At 60.1% G+C, this 19788-nt stretch carries 17 protein-coding genes; 3 read left to right on the top strand and 14 right to left on the bottom strand.

Annotated features, from left to right (window positions below; genetic code table 11):
- Positions 1-62: 62 nt before the first annotated feature.
- On the bottom strand, positions 63-596 hold the full coding sequence (locus ACI2KA_RS20420) for a hypothetical protein (RefSeq protein WP_404504287.1): 534 nt from the start codon (positions 594-596) through the stop codon (positions 63-65).
- 68 nt (positions 597-664) lie between these two features.
- Positions 665-889 carry an aa3-type cytochrome c oxidase subunit IV gene (locus ACI2KA_RS20415; protein WP_404504286.1) on the bottom strand — a complete coding sequence of 75 codons (225 nt, stop codon included), beginning with the start codon at positions 887-889 and terminating at the stop codon, positions 665-667.
- A 401-nt stretch (positions 890-1290) separates the two neighbouring features.
- Between ACI2KA_RS20415 and ACI2KA_RS20410 the strand changes: the two genes are divergently transcribed.
- Both ACI2KA_RS20410 and ACI2KA_RS20405 read left to right on the top strand, forming a co-directional pair.
- Positions 1291-1830, top strand: coding sequence for a TRAP transporter small permease subunit (locus ACI2KA_RS20410; RefSeq protein WP_404504285.1), 540 nt, complete (start codon positions 1291-1293; stop codon positions 1828-1830).
- A 32-nt stretch (positions 1831-1862) separates the two neighbouring features.
- Positions 1863-3332 carry a TRAP transporter large permease subunit gene (locus ACI2KA_RS20405; RefSeq protein ID WP_404504284.1) on the top strand — a complete coding sequence of 490 codons (1470 nt, stop codon included), beginning with the start codon at positions 1863-1865 and terminating at the stop codon, positions 3330-3332.
- 389 nt (positions 3333-3721) lie between these two features.
- Here ACI2KA_RS20405 and ACI2KA_RS20400 read toward each other — a convergent pair whose 3' ends face one another.
- Complete coding sequence (locus ACI2KA_RS20400) at positions 3722-4816, bottom strand: TRAP transporter substrate-binding protein (protein ID WP_404504283.1); 1095 nt, start codon at positions 4814-4816, stop codon at positions 3722-3724.
- Between the two features lie 293 nt (positions 4817-5109).
- Here ACI2KA_RS20400 and ACI2KA_RS20395 point away from each other — a divergent pair, with 293 nt between their 5' ends.
- Entirely contained in the window at positions 5110-5865 is a 756-nt protein-coding gene (locus ACI2KA_RS20395; protein ID WP_404504282.1) for a gamma-glutamyl-gamma-aminobutyrate hydrolase family protein, read from the top strand.
- 94 nt (positions 5866-5959) lie between these two features.
- Here ACI2KA_RS20395 and ACI2KA_RS20390 read toward each other — a convergent pair whose 3' ends face one another.
- From ACI2KA_RS20390 to ACI2KA_RS20340, 11 genes are all read right to left on the bottom strand, one after another.
- Positions 5960-6991: an ABC transporter permease gene (locus ACI2KA_RS20390; RefSeq protein WP_404504281.1), complete on the bottom strand. Its 1032-nt coding sequence runs from the start codon at positions 6989-6991 to the stop codon at positions 5960-5962.
- 32 nt (positions 6992-7023) lie between these two features.
- Positions 7024-8565, bottom strand: a complete 1542-nt coding sequence (locus ACI2KA_RS20385; protein ID WP_404504280.1) for a sugar ABC transporter ATP-binding protein — start codon at positions 8563-8565, stop codon at positions 7024-7026.
- Between the two features lie 236 nt (positions 8566-8801).
- Positions 8802-9731, bottom strand: coding sequence for a sugar ABC transporter substrate-binding protein (locus ACI2KA_RS20380; RefSeq protein ID WP_404504279.1), 930 nt, complete (start codon positions 9729-9731; stop codon positions 8802-8804).
- Between the two features lie 416 nt (positions 9732-10147).
- Complete coding sequence (locus ACI2KA_RS20375) at positions 10148-11590, bottom strand: M20 family metallopeptidase (RefSeq protein WP_404504278.1); 1443 nt, start codon at positions 11588-11590, stop codon at positions 10148-10150.
- Positions 11591-11717: 127 nt separating this feature from the next.
- Positions 11718-13262 (bottom strand): ABC transporter substrate-binding protein, encoded by a 1545-nt coding sequence (locus tag ACI2KA_RS20370; RefSeq protein ID WP_404504277.1) that lies wholly within the window; start codon positions 13260-13262, stop codon positions 11718-11720.
- Positions 13263-13400: 138 nt separating this feature from the next.
- Positions 13401-14237 (bottom strand): serine hydrolase, encoded by an 837-nt coding sequence (locus ACI2KA_RS20365; RefSeq protein ID WP_162936835.1) that lies wholly within the window; start codon positions 14235-14237, stop codon positions 13401-13403.
- Positions 14238-14250: 13 nt separating this feature from the next.
- A complete protein-coding gene (locus ACI2KA_RS20360; protein ID WP_404504276.1) occupies positions 14251-15885 on the bottom strand; it encodes an ABC transporter ATP-binding protein in 1635 nt (544 codons plus the stop codon).
- The gene (locus ACI2KA_RS20355; RefSeq protein WP_404504275.1) at positions 15882-16700 is read right to left on the bottom strand and encodes an ABC transporter permease; all 819 of its coding nucleotides are present in this window, start codon (positions 16698-16700) and stop codon (positions 15882-15884) included. The genes ACI2KA_RS20360 and ACI2KA_RS20355 overlap by 4 nt, the downstream gene beginning before the upstream one ends.
- Positions 16697-17641: an ABC transporter permease gene (locus tag ACI2KA_RS20350; protein ID WP_404504274.1), complete on the bottom strand. Its 945-nt coding sequence runs from the start codon at positions 17639-17641 to the stop codon at positions 16697-16699. Before ACI2KA_RS20350 ends, ACI2KA_RS20355 begins: the two co-directional genes overlap by 4 nt.
- A gap of 180 nt (positions 17642-17821) precedes the next feature.
- Positions 17822-18727: a LysR family transcriptional regulator gene (locus tag ACI2KA_RS20345; protein WP_404504273.1), complete on the bottom strand. Its 906-nt coding sequence runs from the start codon at positions 18725-18727 to the stop codon at positions 17822-17824.
- Between the two features lie 103 nt (positions 18728-18830).
- Positions 18831-19775 (bottom strand): isoaspartyl peptidase/L-asparaginase family protein, encoded by a 945-nt coding sequence (locus ACI2KA_RS20340; protein ID WP_404504272.1) that lies wholly within the window; start codon positions 19773-19775, stop codon positions 18831-18833.
- Positions 19776-19788 lie beyond the last annotated feature (13 nt).

Here is a 19788-nt window from a genome sequence, read left to right as displayed (position 1 = left end):
GCAATGGCCGGCCTGCGGCAGGCATAACCCGCTCGCCCGCAAGACCCTTCCGCCGATGAAGGCTATTTCACCTGCTGCATGGAATCGTCTGGAAACTCCACCGTGGCGAAAGAGGGATAAACCTTCCGCAGGATCGTGACCTGCTGCTGGTCGCTCACGCGCAGCAAATACCAGTCCGGACCGTCCATCAGCGCCAGCGTGTGGGAATTCGCTTCGATCGTCTGCCCGTTGGTTTCCATCACCGTTTTCGTCGGGATGAGCGCATAGGGCGTTCCATCCGGCGTCTGCGCGAGGCTGATCGCCTGCCGATCCATGGTAAACTCGGTTATCTTGACCGCAGCGAGCGCCATCTGCATCTGCGTCGTCAAGGCGCTGCGCAACTGCTCGACGGTCACGCCGGCATCGCGCGCGATAAACTCGAAGATTTTCGGCGGCACCGTCTTGCCGACGGTCTCGAAATCCTGCCCGTTCAGGGCGGTGCTGAACCGTTCGATCTGCTTGTGCAAACTGTCCTGCTCAGACGGCGAGACATCCCGCGACAGAACGGGCTGCGCAAGCGCCGCGAACAATAACAGACAGGACAACAGGCGTTTCATGGCTTGGCCTTTCCGTAGTCCGCCTCGCCCGGTATCCACGACGGAGCCACCCGCGACCGGCGGCTCGTTCAGCGCAGCAGAATGAAACCCGCAGCCGAAAGCACGAGGAAGACGATGAGGCCGCCAAGGAGGCCCGCAGACGTGAAGAAACCGGCCACCATGGCCAGTAACAGCACGCACAGGAGCATGGTGCCGTATTTCGTCAAAGCCAGAAAGCCGTTATAGGTCTTTTCGTGCTCGGCATAGTTCATCTCGGCGCCAACTTCGACCGGACCCGTGTGGTGTTCGCTCATTCCGCTTCCCCTTTGCTCCATCCGACATTCCCGCCATGGGGGAAATCTGCCCCGCGGCCGACCGCGGGCTCATGCCGGATTCTCCGTAGCCAGAGGTAACATGAAGTCGAAGAAAAGCGCAATGCGTTCCGCGTGAAAGAGCAGCGATGCCGCAAGCGGTGCGGCGGAACCGGACAAAATGTGCGACCGGGCAACATTCTGGCGCAAACGGTTGAAAAGCGTGGCGCTTCGGCCTGTCTGATGGCGGTTTTGGTTGCTTTTCGAGCGCCCTGCCCATACACGGGATTCCATGGGAGGAACACCGGAACTCGGCTGAGCGGATGCACGTGGAGGCGTGACCGCCGCAAGAGCTGTCTGGCTTTGCTCCCCGCCATAACCCGCAAAGGGAAAAGGGGAAAGTCATGAAGTCGCTTTTGAAACTAAGTGCCTTGATAGACCTTGCGAGCGAAGCTCTGGGTAAGGTCGCCGGTTACCTGGTGCTTATCTGCTGCCTCGTCAGCGCCGGCAACGCCATGGTTCGTTATGCTTTCAACTACAGCTCCAACGGCTGGCTTGAAATCCAGTGGTACATGTTCGCCTTCATCGTGCTGATCGGCGCATCCTATACGCTGCGCATGAATGAACATGTGCGCGTCGACATCATCTATGGCGCGATTTCGCCGCGCAGCCGCATCTGGGTGGATATTGTCGGCATCGTTCTGTTCCTGCTTCCCGGCTGCTTTTACCTCGCCTGGCTGTCCTGGCCCATGTTCACCCTGTCCTGGCACCAGGGCGAAATGTCCTCGAATGCCGGTGGCCTCATCCGCTGGCCGGTGAAACTCGTCATCTTCGCCGGTTTCGCCCTCCTGGTTCTTCAGGGGTTTTCAGAACTCATCAAGCGCATAGGCGCCCTCAACGGGCTTTATGCGCTGGATACGAAGTACGAAAAACCGCTGCAATGATCGCGCCGATCTGAACCTTTAGGATATTTCCCATGTTCGAATATGGTATTCTTCCGCCACTGATGTTCCTCGGCATGATCATCTTCATGCTTTACGGATTTCCGGTCGCCTTCTCGCTTGCCACCGTCGGCCTCGTTTTCGGCGTCATCGGCATCTTCACCGAGCATTTTTCGCCGGCCTTTCTTCAGGCCTTGCCGTTGCGCATCTTCGGCATCGTCTCGAACGACCTTCTGCTCGCCATTCCCTTCTTCACCTTCATGGGCGCGATCCTGGAGCGATGCGGACTGGCGGAGGATCTGCTGGAGGGAACGGGCAAGCTGTTCGGCGCCATTCCCGGCGGCCTCGCCTATGCCGTCATCATCGTCGGCGCGATCCTTGGCGCAATCACCGGCACGGTTGCGGCCTCCGTCATCACCATGGGCGTCATCTCGCTGCCGATCATGCTGAAATACGGGTACAATCCGCGGCTTGCCACCGGCGTCATCGCCGCATCCGGCACGATCACGCAGGTCATTCCGCCGTCCCTCGTGCTGATCGTGCTTGCCGACCAGCTCGGCAAATCCGTGGGTGACATGTATCTCGGCGCGATCGGTCCCTCGATCCTGCAGGTGGCGATCTTCATGCTCTTCATCCTGCTGATGTCGATCGTGCGGCCGAAGGATCTGCCGGCGCTGCCGCCGGAAGCCCGCGGCGAACTCGACCGCAAGCTGGTGTTCCGCGTGCTGGCGGGCATGATCCCCTCGATCGTCCTGATCTTCCTCGTGCTTGGAACCATCTTCCTCGGCCTTGCCACCCCAACCGAGGCGGGTGCGCTCGGCGTCGTTGGCGCCATGGCGCTGGCCGCAGCACATCGCCGTCTTACCTGGGACCTCGTCAAGCAGGGCATGCATTCCACCATGCATATCACCTCAATGGTGGTGTTCATTCTGGTCGGCGCCACCTGCTTCTCCCTCGTCTTTCAGGGCATGGACGGGTCGCTGTGGATCGAACACATGTTGTCGGGCATTCCGGGCGGGCCGATCGGTTTCCTGATCTTCGTCAACATCTTCATCTTTTTCCTCGCCTTCTTCCTCGATTTCTTCGAGATCGCCTTCATCGTCATCCCGATGCTGGCGCCAATCGCCCAGTCGCTCGGCATCGACCTGATCTGGTTCGGCGTGCTGATCTGCATCAACATGCAGACGAGCTTCATGCATCCGCCCTTCGGATTTGCGCTGTTCTACCTGCGCTCCATCGCGCCGCGCTCGGTCAAGACGTCGGATATCTACATGGGCGCCATCCCGTGGCTCGGAATGCAGCTCATTCTCGTCGCCATCGTGATCTTCTGGCCGGAATCCGTTACCTACTGGCTGGACAAGGCGCCTGAGGTCGATCTGAACTCCATCAAGATCGAGGTGCCCGCCTTCGGCAATCAGGGCGGCAACACCATGCCTAATTTCGGCCAGCCGGGGGGCTTGCCGGGCATGCCTAATCTCGGCGAACCCCCGAAGATCGGACCGTAAGAGCTGTCTTGTAAGGATTGGGCGAAACGCTTATGATTGCGGAGTGGAAGACAGGGTTCCAGCCCTGCCTTCCGTTTGCTTATCTGCTTAGAAAATTGAACCGGACGGAGATAGACCAGCCCGTCCGGTTCTTCCTAAACCAAAGCGTAATGCTCAGCGGTTTCCACATCGCATCACCTCCACAGTTGAGAGCAAGGCCTTTGCCGAGGTCGGCGTGGCCAATCCTCGCCGACACTCCGGCTGGTCGCGGAGCCTGCTGCTTTCGCTCACAACAGGTCCGATCGTAAATCATCCTTTGTTGTCGGAGACATGAAGGCTTCCGCACAGCAAAAACCCCGGAGACCGAAATCTCCGAGGCCTTTGCCCGGTCCGCCGCCGTTACCGAATAATCAGAGCTTGCCGTTACGCTGCTGGATCATCATGAAGGTATCGAAGGTATATTCCGCAAGCTGCATCCACAGATAACCTTCACGCTTGAAGGCGACCTGGTCCTCGTAGATCTTCTTGAAGTCCGGGTTGGATGCCGAAATATTGGCATAGACCTCCAGCGCGGCCTTGTAGCAGGCCTCGAGGATTTCCTGGCTGAACGGCCGGAGCACCGCGCCTTCCGAAACCAGCTGCTTGATGGCGATCGGGTTCTTGGCGTCGTATTTCGCCATCATGCTGGTGTTGGCGAAGGCGCAGGCATCCTGAAGGGCCGTCTGATAACTCTTCGGCAGGCTGTTCCACTTGTCCAGATTGACGAAGGAATGGATGACCGGGCCGCCTTCCCAGAAGGCCGGATAATAATAATATTTCGCCACCTTCTGAAAGCCGAGCTTGTGGTCGTCGTAAGGACCGACCCATTCGGCGGCATCGATGGTGCCCTTTTCCAGCGCCGGATAGATGTCGCCGCCGGCGATCTGCTGCGGCACGACACCGAGCTTTTCCACCACCTTGCCGGCCAGACCGGCGATGCGCATCTTCACGCCCTTGAAATCGTCAACGGTGTTGATTTCCTTGCGGAACCAGCCGCCCATCTGGGCGCCGGTATTGCCGGAGATCATGCCGTAGAGATTATGTTTGGCGTAAAATTCATTGAGCAGCTTGTTGCCGTTGCCTTCGTAAAACCAGGAATTGGTCAGGCGGGCATTGAGGCCGAAGGGTATCGCCGTGCCGATGGCGAAGGTCGGATCCTTGCCGACATAATAATAGGAGCAGGTATGGCACATTTCCACCGTGCCGGACGATACGGCATCGGCCGCCTGCAGGCCGGGCACGATTTCACCGGCGGCAAAGGGCTGGATGGTAAAATTGCCGTCGGTTGCCGCGGCAACGTGCTTGGCAATGTCCTCGGCGCCGCCATAGATCGTGTCGAGCGATTTGGGAAACGACGACGTCAGGCGCCAGTTGATCTTGGTGTTCTGCTGCGCAATGGCGGGCGCGGCCAGAGCCGTCACGGCTCCCGCAAGCGCACCTTTTTTCATAAAGGAACGGCGATCCATCTATATCCTCCCAGATATGAACGCTGCCCGCAGCTTGAATTCCCCTTTTGCTGTTCAGGCATCACCGCAAAGTAAGCACGGTTACCGGCCAGATGACAAGCACCCGCACAAAGAATTAATCGCGGAAAATCCGGGCTTTTCCGGAACTTTCCTGCGTATTTTATTTGCAACTGAAATATCATCGCGCCGCCTTATACTTTAGACGCATATCCGACCCCAACAAAGCAAAAGGCGCGCTTGACTTGGCACCTCGGCAGTCGCACATATTTCGAAAATTCGCCGCCGGAGCCACCATGCCAAAACCGATCATCGCCGTCCCCGCCGACATCCGGCATTTTACCGGAGCCGACTGGCACGCGGCGCAGAACCAGTATGTTTCCGCCGCATTAAAGGTGGCGGGTGTCATGTCCTTCATCGTCCCCGCCTTCGAGGATGGTAACGAAGTGGATGCTATTCTCGACCGGGTCGACGGCCTGCTTGTGTCCGGCTCCGCCACCAATGTGCATCCCTCGATTTACGGAAAAGAAGCGCAGGAAAGCGACGGCCCTTTCGATCCGGCCCGCGACGCCACCAGCCTGCCGCTCATTCGCCGCGCCATCGAACGCGGCATTCCCATGCTCGCCATCTGTCGCGGCATTCAGGAATTGAACGTCGCGCTCGGCGGTACGCTGGCTTCCGAAATTCAGGAACAGCCCGGCATATGGGATCACCGCAAGCCCGAACATGACAACCGCGACGTGGCCTTCGCCATCCGCCAGCCCGTGCAGGTGCGCGAAGGTTCCTGCATTGCGCAGCATCTCGGCATGTCGGGGGAAATCCAGATCAATTCGCTGCACCGGCAGGCGATCGCCGAAACCGCCCCGCGCCTTCAGGTGGAAGCGACGGCGGCGGACGGCACCATCGAGGCCGTCTCCGTCATCGACGCCAAGGGTTTTGCCGTCGGCGTGCAATGGCATCCGGAATATTGGGCTGAAACGGACGCACCATCGCGCGCCCTGTTCGAGGCATTTGGCAAGGCTGTTTACGAATACCGAAACAGCAAGGCCTGAAACCGGCCAACCGCACCGCAAGAAAATCGGGCTTCAGTGCCACAACATAAAAAGGGGCAAGCCTGAAAGCTTGCCCCAGGTCCGGGAGGAATGCCTAACGTTTTGCGCGTTTCTTCTGCCGGTAGACGTCGGCGACAACGGCCGCCACTATGATCAGGCCCTTGACGATCTCCTGGTAATAGGCGTCGACCCTGAGGAACGTGAAGCCCGATGTCATGACACCGAGGATGATGGTGCCGATCACCGTTCCGGTGATGCGGCCCGCACCGCCGGCGAGCGACGTGCCGCCGATGACGGCAGCCGCGATGGCATCGAGCTCATACATCACGCCCATGCCGGCCTGCGCCGTCTGCGCACGGGCGGCGGTGACGACGCCGGCAAGACCGGCCAGCATGCCGGCAATGGCATAGACCTTGATCAGATGCGCCTCGATATTGATACCGGACACGCGCGCCGCCTGCTGGTTGGCGCCGATCGCATAGGTGAATTTGCCGTAGCGCGTATAACGCAGCGCCACATGGAAGATGACGGCGACGACAAGGAAAACCACCACCGGCCAGATACCCGTGCCGATGAAGTTGAAACCGTCGGTCAGGCCGGAAATCGGCTGGCCCTTCGTATACCACTTGGAAAGCCCACGCGCCGTCACCATCATGCCGAGCGTGGCGATGAAGGGCGGAATTTTGGTGCGCGCGATGAGCTGGCCGTTGATGAAGCCGGCCAGCGTACCGGCCAATATGCCCACGGCCAGCGGTATGAAGAAGGGCAGATCCGTCAACCCCGGATACAGCGCCCGCGGCCAGGTGGATGATTGCGCCACGCTGGCGGACAACATCGCCGTCAGGCCGACGACGGAACCGGAGGACAGATCGATACCGCCGGTGATGATGACCTGCGTGACGCCGACCGCGATGATGCCGATCACCGAGACCTGCAGGATCATGATCGTCAGGCGCTGCTGGTTCATCAGGAAGCTCTGGCCGATGAAAATCCAGCCGAGCAGTTCGTAAACCAGTGCGATCCCGATCAGCACGAAAAAGATATTGGCCTCCGGCGGAATGCGCCTGTGCGGCCTGCGTCCGGATTTTCCATCCAACTCTGTGTTGGCGGCGGCGTTCGTATTCATAGTCATTCCTCCTCGAGAAATCCCGGCGCGCCTCACCGCGATGCGAGATCCATCACCTTCACCTGCGTGGCTTCACTTCTGTCAAGGAAACCCGTCACCCGACCTTCATGCATGACCATGACACGGTCGCTCATACCCAGAACCTCCGGCATTTCGGAGGAAATCATGATGACGGCGACGCCCTGTCGCGCCATCTCGCAAACCAGCTTGTGAATTTCCGCCTTGGCCCCGACGTCGATACCGCGCGTCGGCTCATCCAGAATGAGAATGCGCGGCTTGGTCAGCATCCAGCGGCCGATCAGCACCTTCTGCTGGTTACCGCCGGACAGGTTCTCGATGCGCTCGTAAAGATGCGGCGTCTTGACCCGCAGCTTGCGGCACATCTCCTCGCAGGCGTCCGACAGCGCGTTCTCCTGCACGAAACCGTTGGCGACATATTTGTCCTGCAGGACGGCGATCTGCATGTTCTCGAGAATATTGAGAATGAGCAGGCATCCCGTATCCTTGCGATCCTCCGTCAGAAACGCCATGCGGCGGCGGATAGCCTCCGTCGGACTGTTGATCGCAACCGGTTTGCCGTCGATCGCAATGGTGCCAGAGGACGCGGGTGTCACGCCGAAGACCGTTTCCGCCACATTGGAACGGCCGGAACCGACGAGGCCGGCAACGCCGAGAATTTCACCGGCCCGGACCTCAAAGGACACGTCATGGAACACGCCGTCGAGCGTCAGGTCCTTGACCGACAGTACAACGTCGCCGATCGGAACCTCTTCCTTCGGAAACATCTGGGTGATTTCGCGACCCACCATCATGCGGATGATGTCGTCGCGCGTCACGTCGGAGGAAGCATGGGTGCCGATATACTTGCCGTCGCGGAAGACTGAAAACTCGTCGGCGATCTCGAACAGCTCGTTCATCTTGTGGGTGATGTAGACGATGCCGATGCCGCGCTCTCTGAGGTCGCGGATGATACGGAAAAGATGCTCGACCTCGCGTTCCGTCAGCGCCGATGTCGGCTCGTCCATGATCAGAACGTCGGAATCATAGGAAACCGCCTTGGCGATCTCGACCATCTGGCGGCTTGCGACCGATAGCTCGCCGACGCGGGTTTCCGGATCGAGATCGATGCCAAGCCTTTCCAGCAGAGTCTCGGTGCGGCGATACATTTCGCCATGGTCGATGAGACCCAGCCGATTCTTCGGTTCGCGGCGGATCCATATGTTCTCGGCCACCGTCATATAGGCCATCAGGTTGAGTTCCTGATGGATCATGGCGATACCGTTTTCGAGCGCATCGAGAGGGGAATCGAGGCGTATCGCAGCGCCTTTCAGGCGGATTTCACCGCTGTCGGGCTGATAAATCCCCGCAAGGATCTTCATCAACGTCGATTTGCCGGCACCATTCTCCCCCATCAGCGCATGCACCGTGCCACGCTTGAGATGGAACGACACATCATCGAGCGCCACGACACCGGGAAACTCCTTGCGCACACCTTCCGCCGAGAGAAGAAATTCCGAATTCGGCACGGCGCCGCTGGCGCGCACGGCAGCCATTGTCGATGGACTGACGACCATCTCATCCTCCACAATAGAAAAAATGACCGGAAAAACGGCCCTGCGAAACCGCGCCCTTCCTCCGGGGAGGCTTACAGCGCCGTGTCTCAACGACAGGGAACAGCGCTGTAACACTTTGAATTAACTGAAATTCTATTACCCGCATCGGCCCACGGGCCTGGCCTTCGGCTGCCGTCCGGCTGCGGCATCTGCTTGCGACCATATTTTGGTCGGTCGCAGATGCCGCAACGGGATCGTCAGTTCTTGGCCACGTAGTCCTTGACGTTTTCCGGCGTGACGAGCTGGAAGGGAATGTAGACCTTCTTCTCGACCTTGTCGCCCTTGACGAGCTTCAGAGCCGCATCGAGAGCGCCCTTGCCCTGGCCGGCAGCATCCTGGAACACCGTCACGTCGAGATCGCCCGCCTGCATCGCCGCAAGCGCGTCCTGGGTAGCGTCCACACCGGCAACGACATACTCCTTCATGTCCTTGCCAGCAGCTTTCAGCGCCTGAACGGCACCGATCGCCATTTCATCGTTGTTGGCGATGACGGCGTTAAATTCGATACCGCTGGAGAGCCAGTTGGTGACAAGGTCGGAACCCTGCGTACGCTGCCAGTTGGCGGTCTGCTCTTCAACAACCGAAATGCCCTTGCATTCGTCGGTCTGCAGAACGTCCTTTGCAGATTGCGTGCGCATGCGCGCCGCCTGGTTGGAAAGCTCGCCCATCATGATGACGGCTTTGCCCTTGCCACCGAGAAGGCGGCAAACTTCTTTCGCTTCAAGCGTGCCGGCCACCGTTTCATCGGAGGCGACGAATGCCTGTCCGTCCGGCAGCGTATCCACGTTCACCGGCTGGCGGTTGACGTAAACCAGCGGAATTTTCGCGTCCGCGGCCAGCTTGGACATGGCCGCCGTCGCATCGGTATCGACCGGGTTGACGATGATGGCATCGACCTTGGAAGCGATGAAATTCTGGATCTGGCTCTGCTGCTTGGCGACGTCGTTCTGCGCGTCTTCAACTTGCAGGGTAACGCCCTTCAGTTCCTTGGAATAATCCTGCATGCCGTTGCGCAGCACGGTCAGGAAGTTGTCGTCGAACAGCGCCATCGAGACACCGACTGTCTCCGCATGCGCCGCCGTACCGAGAAGCACAGACATGGCTGCGCCGATAATAAACTTCTTCATTGTTTTCTCCTCCTCGGTGTCCGGCGCCACCTCTCCCAGCCGGAGGCGACCCCGAAAGCTCGCCGCTGCCTCCTCACATACAGAAAACGGAATAATGAAACCGATTTTCTGCTGTGCGATATATTTATTCCATTTTTGGTCCGAACGTCAATGCTTTCTTCACGGCGAGACGGCGAAGCGGCACACAAGGCGGTGATGAGGAGAATTTTGGGAAGGGCGCGGAGCGGAGGCCGGATTGCGATAAGCGGACCGAAGCCGCTTTCGGTCACCCTCGCCTTTGAGGCGAGGATCCATAAGCCGTTGAAATCGTGGAGCCTGGGCTCGAACCCAAGAATGGCGCCGAATATGACGACGGATCTGCTTCCGACTTCAGACCCGCAGACCTGCGCCGAGGCGGGTGCGCGAACACAGGTGCTCTAGCCGTGCGAACCGGGCATCACATCGGCCGGAATCGGGCAGACATATTCGCTGCCTTCGGTCTTTTCCTGCCATTCTTTTTTGGCGCTGGCGAGCAGTGGCGGCGAGGTCATCAGCGCCAGGCCGGTCGATGCAAGTGTTTTGGCGGCATGCGCCATAGCCTTGTGGGCAGCGGGGCTTTTGCCCTGCGCCACCACCTGCCAGGTATGAGGATTGGTGCCGATCGCCCAGGCCGGCGTCCAGCACTGCGCCGTCGGCGTCACCCAGCTGACATCACCGACATCGGTGGAACCCGCCCGGAAATGCGACTGGCCCTCGAAATCCCGCAGCCCGAGATGCAGCGGCGTCGACCCGTCGATCTTCCGGTTGGAAAAGACATCGCCCTTTATCTGATAGAGCCGGATGCTGCTTTTGATCGCCTCGTCGGTGAAAGTATCCTGAATACGTTTGGCGAAAGCGATATCCGCCTCGTCGAAAGCGATGGGGCCGAGCGCCACCATGTTTTCATGCATCGCCGTTTCCAGCGTGATATTGGGCAGGAGATTGGTGGAAGCGGTATCGAAGACGATTTCCACCTCCGTTTCGGTCATCATCGCCGCGCCACGCGCCACCTTGTCCACCCTAGCGGCGAGATCGAGCGCCTGGCGCATCTCCGGCGCTCGGATCAGGTAGAGCACTTCCGCCTTCGCCTGCACCACATTCGCCGCCTTGCCGCCGGTATCGGTGATCGCATAATGCACCCGGCAGTCCTGCGGCATGTGTTCGCGCAGGAAGTTGACGCCGACATTCATGAGTTCGACGGCATCGAGCGCCGAGCGTCCGAGATGGGCCGCGTTGGAGGCGTGGGCCGCAACACCCTTGAAACGGTAGAAATATTCCAGCACGGCAAGATTGTTGGTGGAACGCACGCCGTTGAACGGTGCCGGATGCCAGGTCAGCGCCGCATCGACATCGCCAAACAGGCCGGCGCGCACCATGAAGGTCTTGCCGGAACCGCCCTCCTCACCGGGGCAACCGTAATAACGCACGGTGCCGGGCAGATTATTGGCTTGCAGATGCCGGGCGAGCGCAATGGCCCCCATCAGCGAACCGACTCCGAGCAGGTTATGGCCGCAGCCATGGCCGGTGGCGCCCGCCTCGCGCGGCTGCACCTGCGCCACATCGGCCACCTGGCTCATGCCGGCCAGCGCATCGAATTCGCCGAGGAAGGCAATGACCGGCTTGCCGCAGCCGAATTCGCCGATGAAGGCCGTTTCCATGCCTGCCACACCGCGGCGAACCGCAAAGCCGTTTTCCTCCAGCGCACTTGCCAGAACGCCGGCGGATTGCCGTTCTTCGAATTTAAGCTCGGCAAAATCCCAGATGCTGTCGCTCAAGGTGGTGAAGTCGGACTTCATGGCCTCGACTTCGGCAGCAATCGACATCACGGCATCACGGTTCATGGCTTGTCCTCGCATTTCCGCCCTTTGCGGGCACGCGCAAGCGCTTCGGCGGATGCACCGCCAAATCCTTGCACCCTATGATGGAAAGCCCGTGCCGGGGTCCGCCTCCGGCGCGGGCAAGAGTGGATCAGTTTTCGACCGAGACTTCCCAGAGGCGGGCGTTCGACTGCCAGACCGGCTGGCCCTTGAGCTTCTTCGTCGCGCCCCAGACATCGACCATGTCGTAGAGGAAGATGCCCGGCATTTCCTTCAGCATCAGCTCATGGAACTCGTCGAAAATCTTCTGGCGCTTCGTCTGGTCGGCCTCGACATAGGCCGCCTTCATCAGCTCGATCGCCTTCGGATCATCCCACATCAGCGAGGCATTCTTGTCCTTGTTGCCGACATAGAAGGCATACATCAGCGCCGGGTCGAGGCGCGGGGCAACCGACTGCGAAATCACCTGATAATTGCCGGAACGGCGGCGATCCACCTGCGTGGCATAGTCCAGCACCTCGATCTGCACGTTGAGACCCGCCTGCTGCATCATGGCCTGCGCCATGACGGCGGCCGGGAAACTCGGCACGTTGCCGCGCTTGTTGGCGATGATGGAGATCGGCTCGCCCTTGTAACCGGCGGCCTCCAGTTCCTTCTTCGCCGCTTCGACATCATAGGCCGGACGCTTTTTCTGGGTCTCGTCGAAATAGACCGAGTCCTGCGAGACCATCGAACCGTTGGCTTCCCCCGTGCCGTTGGATGCCGCCGCGACCAGTTCATCGAGATCGAGCGCCATCGCCATGGCGCGGCGCACGCCGGGATTGCTCAGCACCTTGTCGCGGGTCTGGATGTAGAACAGGTTCTTGCCGTTGTTGCGGGCAACGATGAGCTGCATCTTCTCATTGGTCTTGAATTCCGGAATGAGATCGGGAGAAATCTCGGCCGTGTCGAGCACACCGGATTCAAGGCCCGCCTTCACCGTCGAAGCATCAGGAATGACCATGAATTTGATGCCGTCGGCCAGCGGCCGCTTGGAGCCGACCATGCCATCAGGCTTGCCGTCATTTGCCGGCGAAACATAATCGGCAAATTTGGCGAGGCGGATATATTCGCCTTTCTTCCACTCGTCCCACTGGAACGGCCCGGTGCCGATCGGCTTGACGAAGCCGCCATCGGCAGCAACCGATTCCGGCGAGATCATGCCGGTATAACCACATTCCGGCCGCGACATGAGGCCAAGGAAAACGCCGGAGGGTTTTTCAAGGGTGATCTCGACCGTGGATGCATCCGTGGCCTTGACGCCGGTGACATGTGCTGCCCCGCCTTCGGCGAAATCGTTGAGGCAGGTCCATTTTGTTTCCGGTTTCAGATACCGTGTCCAGTTCCAGACGACATCCTCTGCGGTGAGCGGTTTGCCATTGTGGAATTTCACGTCCTTGCGCAGCTTGAACGTATAGGTCAGGCCGTCAGGCGCGACCTCGACGCTTTCGGCCAGAAGCGGCTTCACCTCGCCGGCATTGTTATAACCGACGAGGCCCTCGACGATGTGCAGGATCACCCCGTCCGTATTGCCGTCGCGGTTCACGCCCGGATTGTTGCTGCGCAGATCCGAGCTTTGCGCAATGGTGATGTCGCGGGCCGCCGCGATATTGACCGTTACCAGCAGGGCAACGCCTGCGAGAAGAAGTTTTTTCACTGTTCTACCCTCTTTGTTGTCGTTGATTGTGACTAGAGCACGTCCGTTTAAATTGAAGTTTTAGACGTGCTCTATCTCTTTGTTTTTACGCATTTTCCGGACGTAAAACCGCTACGCACTTTTACTGGAAATGCTCGGTTAAAAACCGTCCCAGCAGGCCTGTGCCAGCCGGCCGATCGTCTCGAGCGCGATGGTGTATCCCGGCGTGCCGTCAGGCATGGTTTGCGGCACCTCGTCGGTGTAGGTGGTGATGATGAAGGACGGCGCGCCGTTTCTGTAGACGATGCCGGCATCCATGCGCCCGCGCTTGCCGCGCCCACTCTTGCTGGCCACCACGGCCTCGAAAGGCAGGCGGGAGCGGATTCCATAACGCAAAATCTGGTTTTTCAGCGTCTGCATCGCCCATTCGCACAATTGCGGGCTGCAACCGAGCTTTGCCTGCGCTTCCGGCGAGGATTGCGCATCCAGAATTGTCTGCAGCAGAAGCACCTGATCCGCCGCCGAGGTGGTCGTAACTGTCTTCAACGGATGGTCGGCCGCCAGCGCCAGCGGCGGGATGAGGAAACGGTGATGGGTATTGGCCATGCCGAGCGACTTGCAATAGCCGTCCACCTCTTCCAGCGTCAGCCGTTCCAGCACCATCTTGGTGCAGACATTGTCGCTCAGCACCATCATGCCGGCAACGGCATCGCGCAGCGAAATGACGATGCCCGGCGTCATATAGCGGAACATGCCGCTCGCAACCTCTTCCGCCAGCCGCTCCTCATAGGTGACGGGCTGGTCGAGATCGATCCGCCCTTCGCTGGCGGCTTTCAGAACAGCCATCATGATCGACGTCTTGCGGGTGCTGCCCGATGGCGTCTCCTCGTTTTCTCCCCGCCCGATCTCTTCGCCGGTCAGGAGATTGCGCACCATGAAGCGCGTCACGAAAGGCTGTGCATCACAGATCGCATTTAATTGGGCAGCCACAGTCATTGTCATCTTCCTGTTAAACTTCATCTTCCAGACGCCATTTCAGTGTCACGCCGCCCTTTTCATTCTGGTCGAGGGCGGGAATGGCCGAGAGCAGCCGGCGCGTATAGGCTTCCTTCGGACTGTCGAAAATCGTGTTGCGGTCACCCTCTTCGATGATGCGGCCGTCCTGCATGACGACGACGCGGTCTGCCACCTGCTCCACCACGCCAAGATCGTGGCTGATGAACAGGCAGGAAAAACCGTAACGTTTCTGCAGATCGGAAAAGAGATCGAGCACCTGCGCCCGCACCGTCACGTCGAGCGCCGAGACCGGTTCGTCGGCGATCAGGAACCGCGGACGGCGGGCAATGGCGCGGGCGATCGCCACGCGCTGGCGCTGGCCGCCGGAAAGCTCGTGCGGATAACGGGCGGCGTAGTCAGCGCCGAGCCCCACTTCCTCCAGCGTTTCCAGCGCCCGCTTGCGCTTGGCAGCCTGATCGAGATCAGGCACGAGGCGCAACGCCTCTTCCACCAACGCCTGAATGGTCATGCGCGGATCGAGCGAGGAATAGGGATCCTGAAACACCATCTGGCAATTCAGGCGATAATCCTTCCAGTCCTCGTTGCGCTCGCGGCCCTGAAAGCGGATGTGACCTTCGCTCTCCTGCACGAGCCCGGCAATGGTGCGGCCAAGCGTCGTTTTGCCGGAACCGGAACCGCCGACGAGCGCCACGACCTCGCCCTCGTGAATATCGATGCTGACGCCATGCAGCGCCCGCTTCGGTTTGGCTTTTTTCAGCAGGGATTTGCGGCCGGCATAATCGACGACGATATCGCGGGCCGAAACCATCGGCGCCCTGGAGGTGTCAATACTGCGCGGCTCACCGCGAAACGGCAGGGAGGAAAGAAGTTTTTTCGTATAGGGGTGCTGCGGCGCGTCCAGCAGGTCCTCGGTACGGCCCTGTTCGACGATCGCGCCTTTTTCCATCACCACGATGCGGCTGGTATAACGTGCCACCATCGGCAGATCGTGACTGATGAGGAGAACGGCGGTACCTTCCGCCCGCGTCAGCTCCACCATCAATTCCATGACATCGCGCTGGATGACCGCATCAAGCGCCGTCGTCGGCTCATCGGCGATCAGCAGGGCCGGTTTCAGCAGCATGACAGAAGCCAGCATGATGCGCTGGCGCATGCCGCCGGAAAACTCGTGCGGATAGGCCGTCAGCGCGCCTTCGGGATCGCGGATGCCGACCCGGCGCAGCATGTCGAGAATTTTCTCACGGCGCTCTTCGGGCGACAACTTCGTGTGAAGGATCAGCCCCTCTTCCAGCTGCCGGCCAATCGTCATCGATGGGTTGAGGGAGGTCATCGGCTCCTGAAACACCACGCCGATCTCCGCGCCGCGCAGACGCCGAAGCTCCTTCACCGGCAGGGACATGACATCCTGCCCCTTGTAGACGATCGACCCGCCGGTGACGGCGATGGCCGGCGGCAGAAGCGAGATGAGCGCGCGGGTGGCGAGCGTCTTGCCCGAGCCGCTTTCGCCGACGATGCCGAAGATTTCGCCCGCGGCAATATCGAAGGAAACATCCTTGACCACCCGATGGCCGGTTCTGGCGACTTCGAGCGAAAGGCCGCGAACGGTGAGAAGTGTATTATCCGTCATTTGAGACCTCTCATGCGCGGGTCAAGCCTGTCGCGAAGGGCATCGCCCAGAAGATTGATGCCAAGCAGCGTCAGCGCAATGCAGAGACCGGGGAAAAGCCCGAGCCAGACGGCCTGCTGGATGAAGGGTCGGCCGGCGGCCAGCATGTTGCCCCAGGTGGGGGCCGGCGGCGGCACGCCGAGGCCGAGGAAGGAGAGCGCGCTTTCCGACAGGATGGCCCAGCCAAACATGGAGGTGGCAAGAACCGTGATCGGCGCGATGCAATTGGGCAGGATGTGGCGGAACATGGTGTAGATCTCGCCATTGCCCATCACCAGCGACGCCTCGATGAATTCCCGCTCACGCAGAGAAAGCACGGCACCGCGCACCACGCGGGCCATGGATGGCGTATAGGCGATGCCGAGCGCGAAGATGATGCCATACTGGTTTGCGCCGAAAACCGCGAGCAGGCCGAGCGCCAGCAGAATGCCCGGAAAGGCCAAGAGCGCATTGTTGATGGCCATGATGACGCCATCCACCCAGCCGCGCGCATAACCGCTGACAAGGCCGATCAGCGTACCGAAGATCGTCGCGAAGCTGACCGTCAGAAAACCGATCCAGACGCTGGCGCGTGCGCCGACCATCAGGCGGCTCAAAACATCGCGCCCGAATTCGTCGGTGCCGAGAAGATGGCTGGCGCTTGGGCCGACCAGACGCGAGGCAAAGCCGAGCTTCATCGGATCATAAGGGGTCCAGAACAGGCCGGTTGCGGCGGTGATGAGCAGGAGGGCGATGAGAAAGCCGCCGATAAGCCCGTTAAGTGTGAACTTTTTCATTCGGCAACCACACGCGGATCGAAGAGAGGATAAAGAAGGTCGACGAACAGGTTGACCAGCACATAGGACAGCGAGACGAACAGCAGGCAGCCTTGAATGACCGGATAGTCGCGGGCAAAAATACTGTCGACCATCAGCCGTCCGAGGCCGGGAATGGTGAACACCGTCTCGATGACGGCGATGCCGCCGAGAAGATTGCCGAGGATGAGACCGATCATCGTCCAGGTCGGACCGAATGCGTTCTTGAAAGCATGCCGCCAGAGCACGGCGCTTTCCGAAAGGCCCTTGGCACGGGCGTGGGTGATATAATCCAGCCGCAGCACTTCCAGCGTCGAGGCGCGCGCCATGCGGATCAGAACGCCCATTTCATGGATCACCAGCGTCATGACGGGCAGGACGAGATAAAGCATGCCGCCGACGAGATTATCGCTGATCGACACATATCCCAGCACCGGCAGCCAGCCGAGCTTGAGGCCGAAAAACAGCAGAAGCAGCAGGCCCAGCCAGAATGTCGGGATGGACAGAAGCAGGGTTGCCGTTCCCACCAGCGCAAGATCGGTCAGGCTGTTCTGTTTCCAGGCCGCTATCACACCTGCCGGAACCGCAATCAGGCTGGCGAGCAGCACGGCGACCACGACGATCTCGGCGCTGACGAGGAAGCGCGAGACGACCAGCGGCAACACCGCCTCGTCATTAACGATGGAGCGGCCGAAATCGCCCTGCACCACGTTGCCGGCCCAGATGGCGAATTGTTGCGGCATGGACTTGTCGAGGCCGAGTTCGGTCCTCATGGCTTCGATCTGTTCCGGTTGCGCCATGTCGCCCAGCATCAGGGCGGCCGGATCGCCAGGAATGAAGCGGATGAGCGCAAAGACCGTGATCGACACGAATGCGATCGTCGGCAGCGCCATCAAAAGACGGCTCAGTATGAATCTTATCATCGGTTCCCCACGATTGATGGCCGGGAATGACATCCCGCCTCTATCGGTTTCGTTGCTGGTAACTATGACGGATTGATAAATATGGCGCAATATTATGCGTAAACGTCATACGTCTATGCAGAATGGTGGCCCGTTTCATCCTGACAAAGACAATGAGATTTTTCCCGAAGAATCCTGTTTTCAGTCGATTTTTTGCGACAGCTGGATTTCCCGCTTCAGGGCATCGCTCAACGCCTGCGCCGCGATGGACAAGGGTGCACCGGAGGCGCGGGCAAGACCGAATTCCTGCGTCGCCTGCGGGACGAATGGCCGGGCAACGACGGGAAGATGCCGGTAGAGATTCGCATAAAAACTGCTGATGATCGTCACCCCCAGCCCGTGCGCCACATAGGCGCAGGCGGAACTGTTGGTGTGAGTCTCGATCTTCACCATCGGCTTGACACCGGCCTTCTTGAAAACCTGATCGAGCGCCATGCGGTTCGGCCGCTGGCGGCCGATCAGGATCAGCGGAATGTTGCGCAGGTCCTTCACGGTAATCTCGGCAAGTGTGGCCAGCGGATGATCTTCCCGGACCACGCAGACGCTTTTGCCGGCCGCCACCTGCTCGACATCGATGCCCGGTCCGATCTCGCCTTCCATCCGCAGGAAACCCAGATCGATCACCCGCTCGCCCACCAGCTTGTTGATGGCCGTCGTCGTTTCGAAGAAAGTTTCGATACGCACACCGGGGAAATCCCTGACATAGTCGATCAGCATGGCCGGCGCGAAATTCTCCCACATGCTGCTCGGCAGACCGATGCGGACGATTTCCGGACCGGCGGCGCCATTGCGCAGATCTTCGGCATGGCCGGACATGCGATCGACGGCGAGCAGCACATTTTCGGCATCACGGGCAAGAAGTGCGGCCTCCGGCGTCGGAATGAGCCGCCCTTTGTCGCGGGCAAACAGTGTCAGCGACAGATCCGATTCGAGCTGCGCCAGAAGCCGGCTGACACCGGACTGGCTGAGACCCATGGCCTTCGCCGTGGCGATGGTGGAGCCGGTGGAAAGAAGCGTGCGCAGGACTTCGAGCTGCTTGATGTTCATGAGGCCAGCACCATGGATGAAAAACGAGCCGGTATCGGTTCAGACCTTTTGCCGCCGATAGCGCTTCATGTCACCGGTTTTTTACTGCGAACGGGACAGCAGCCTATAATTTCACCTCATAGACCGTGTCATGGGTGGCCACGCGCGCCTCGCCTGCCGGCGTCACCCAGCCGCGGAACATGCCGGGTGTATTATAGGGTGCAGCAATACCGCCTTCGGCATCGATCGCCACTAGACCGGCACCGATATCATAGGGGGCCAGATCCTTGTGCACGAGATCGCCGGCGGCGGTCTCCAGATCCTGCCCGAGATAGGCAACGCGGGACGCGATCTCGTGGCCGACGACATAACGGATGAAAAACTCGCCCTTGCCGGTGCCGGAGACCGCACAGGCGCCATCGCGTGCATAGGTGCCGGCGCCGATTACCGGACTGTCGCCCACGCGGCCGTCCGGCTTGTTGGTGTAGCCGCCGGTCGAGGTGGCCGCAGCAAGATGCCCCGCCGTATCGAGCGCCACTGCGCCGACGGTTCCGTGTTTTTCATTTTCCGTCGCTTCCGTGCCTGTGGCGGCATGACGCTTCATCGCCGCCAGTGCCTCCACGCGCTTTTGCGTGGTGAAGTAGGATTGCGGTTCTGTGGCGAGCCCCTTTTCCTTCGCGAAGCGGTCGGCCGCCTCACCCGTCAGATAGACGGCACGTTCATCCGCCATCAGCGCGCGGGCCGCCTTCACCGGGTTGCGGATGGCGCGGGATGCGCTGATCGCGCCTGCCGCCAGCGTGGCACCGTCCATGATGGATGCATCGAGTTCGTGAACGCCGTTTTCGTTGAGTGCAGCCCCGTGGCCGGCGTTGAAATGCGGGCTATCCTCCATGACGACGACCGCCGCCTCGACCGCCTCAAGCGCGGTTCCGCCAGCCTTCAGCACGCCATAACCGGCACGCAGCGCCGCCGCCAGATCGTCGCGCGCAGCAGCCCACTCCCCGGCCGTCATGCTGTCTTCCGGCATCACGCCGCAACCACCGTGAATGGCCAGTGCGATCTTCGTCATGTGCTCACTCCCT

The sequence above is a fragment of the Agrobacterium sp. NPDC089420 genome (assembly GCF_044900305.1).
Taxonomy (GTDB): domain Bacteria; phylum Pseudomonadota; class Alphaproteobacteria; order Rhizobiales; family Rhizobiaceae; genus Agrobacterium.
Note: the sequence above shows the minus strand (reverse complement) of the source record. Positions and strands in the feature narration are given on the sequence as shown.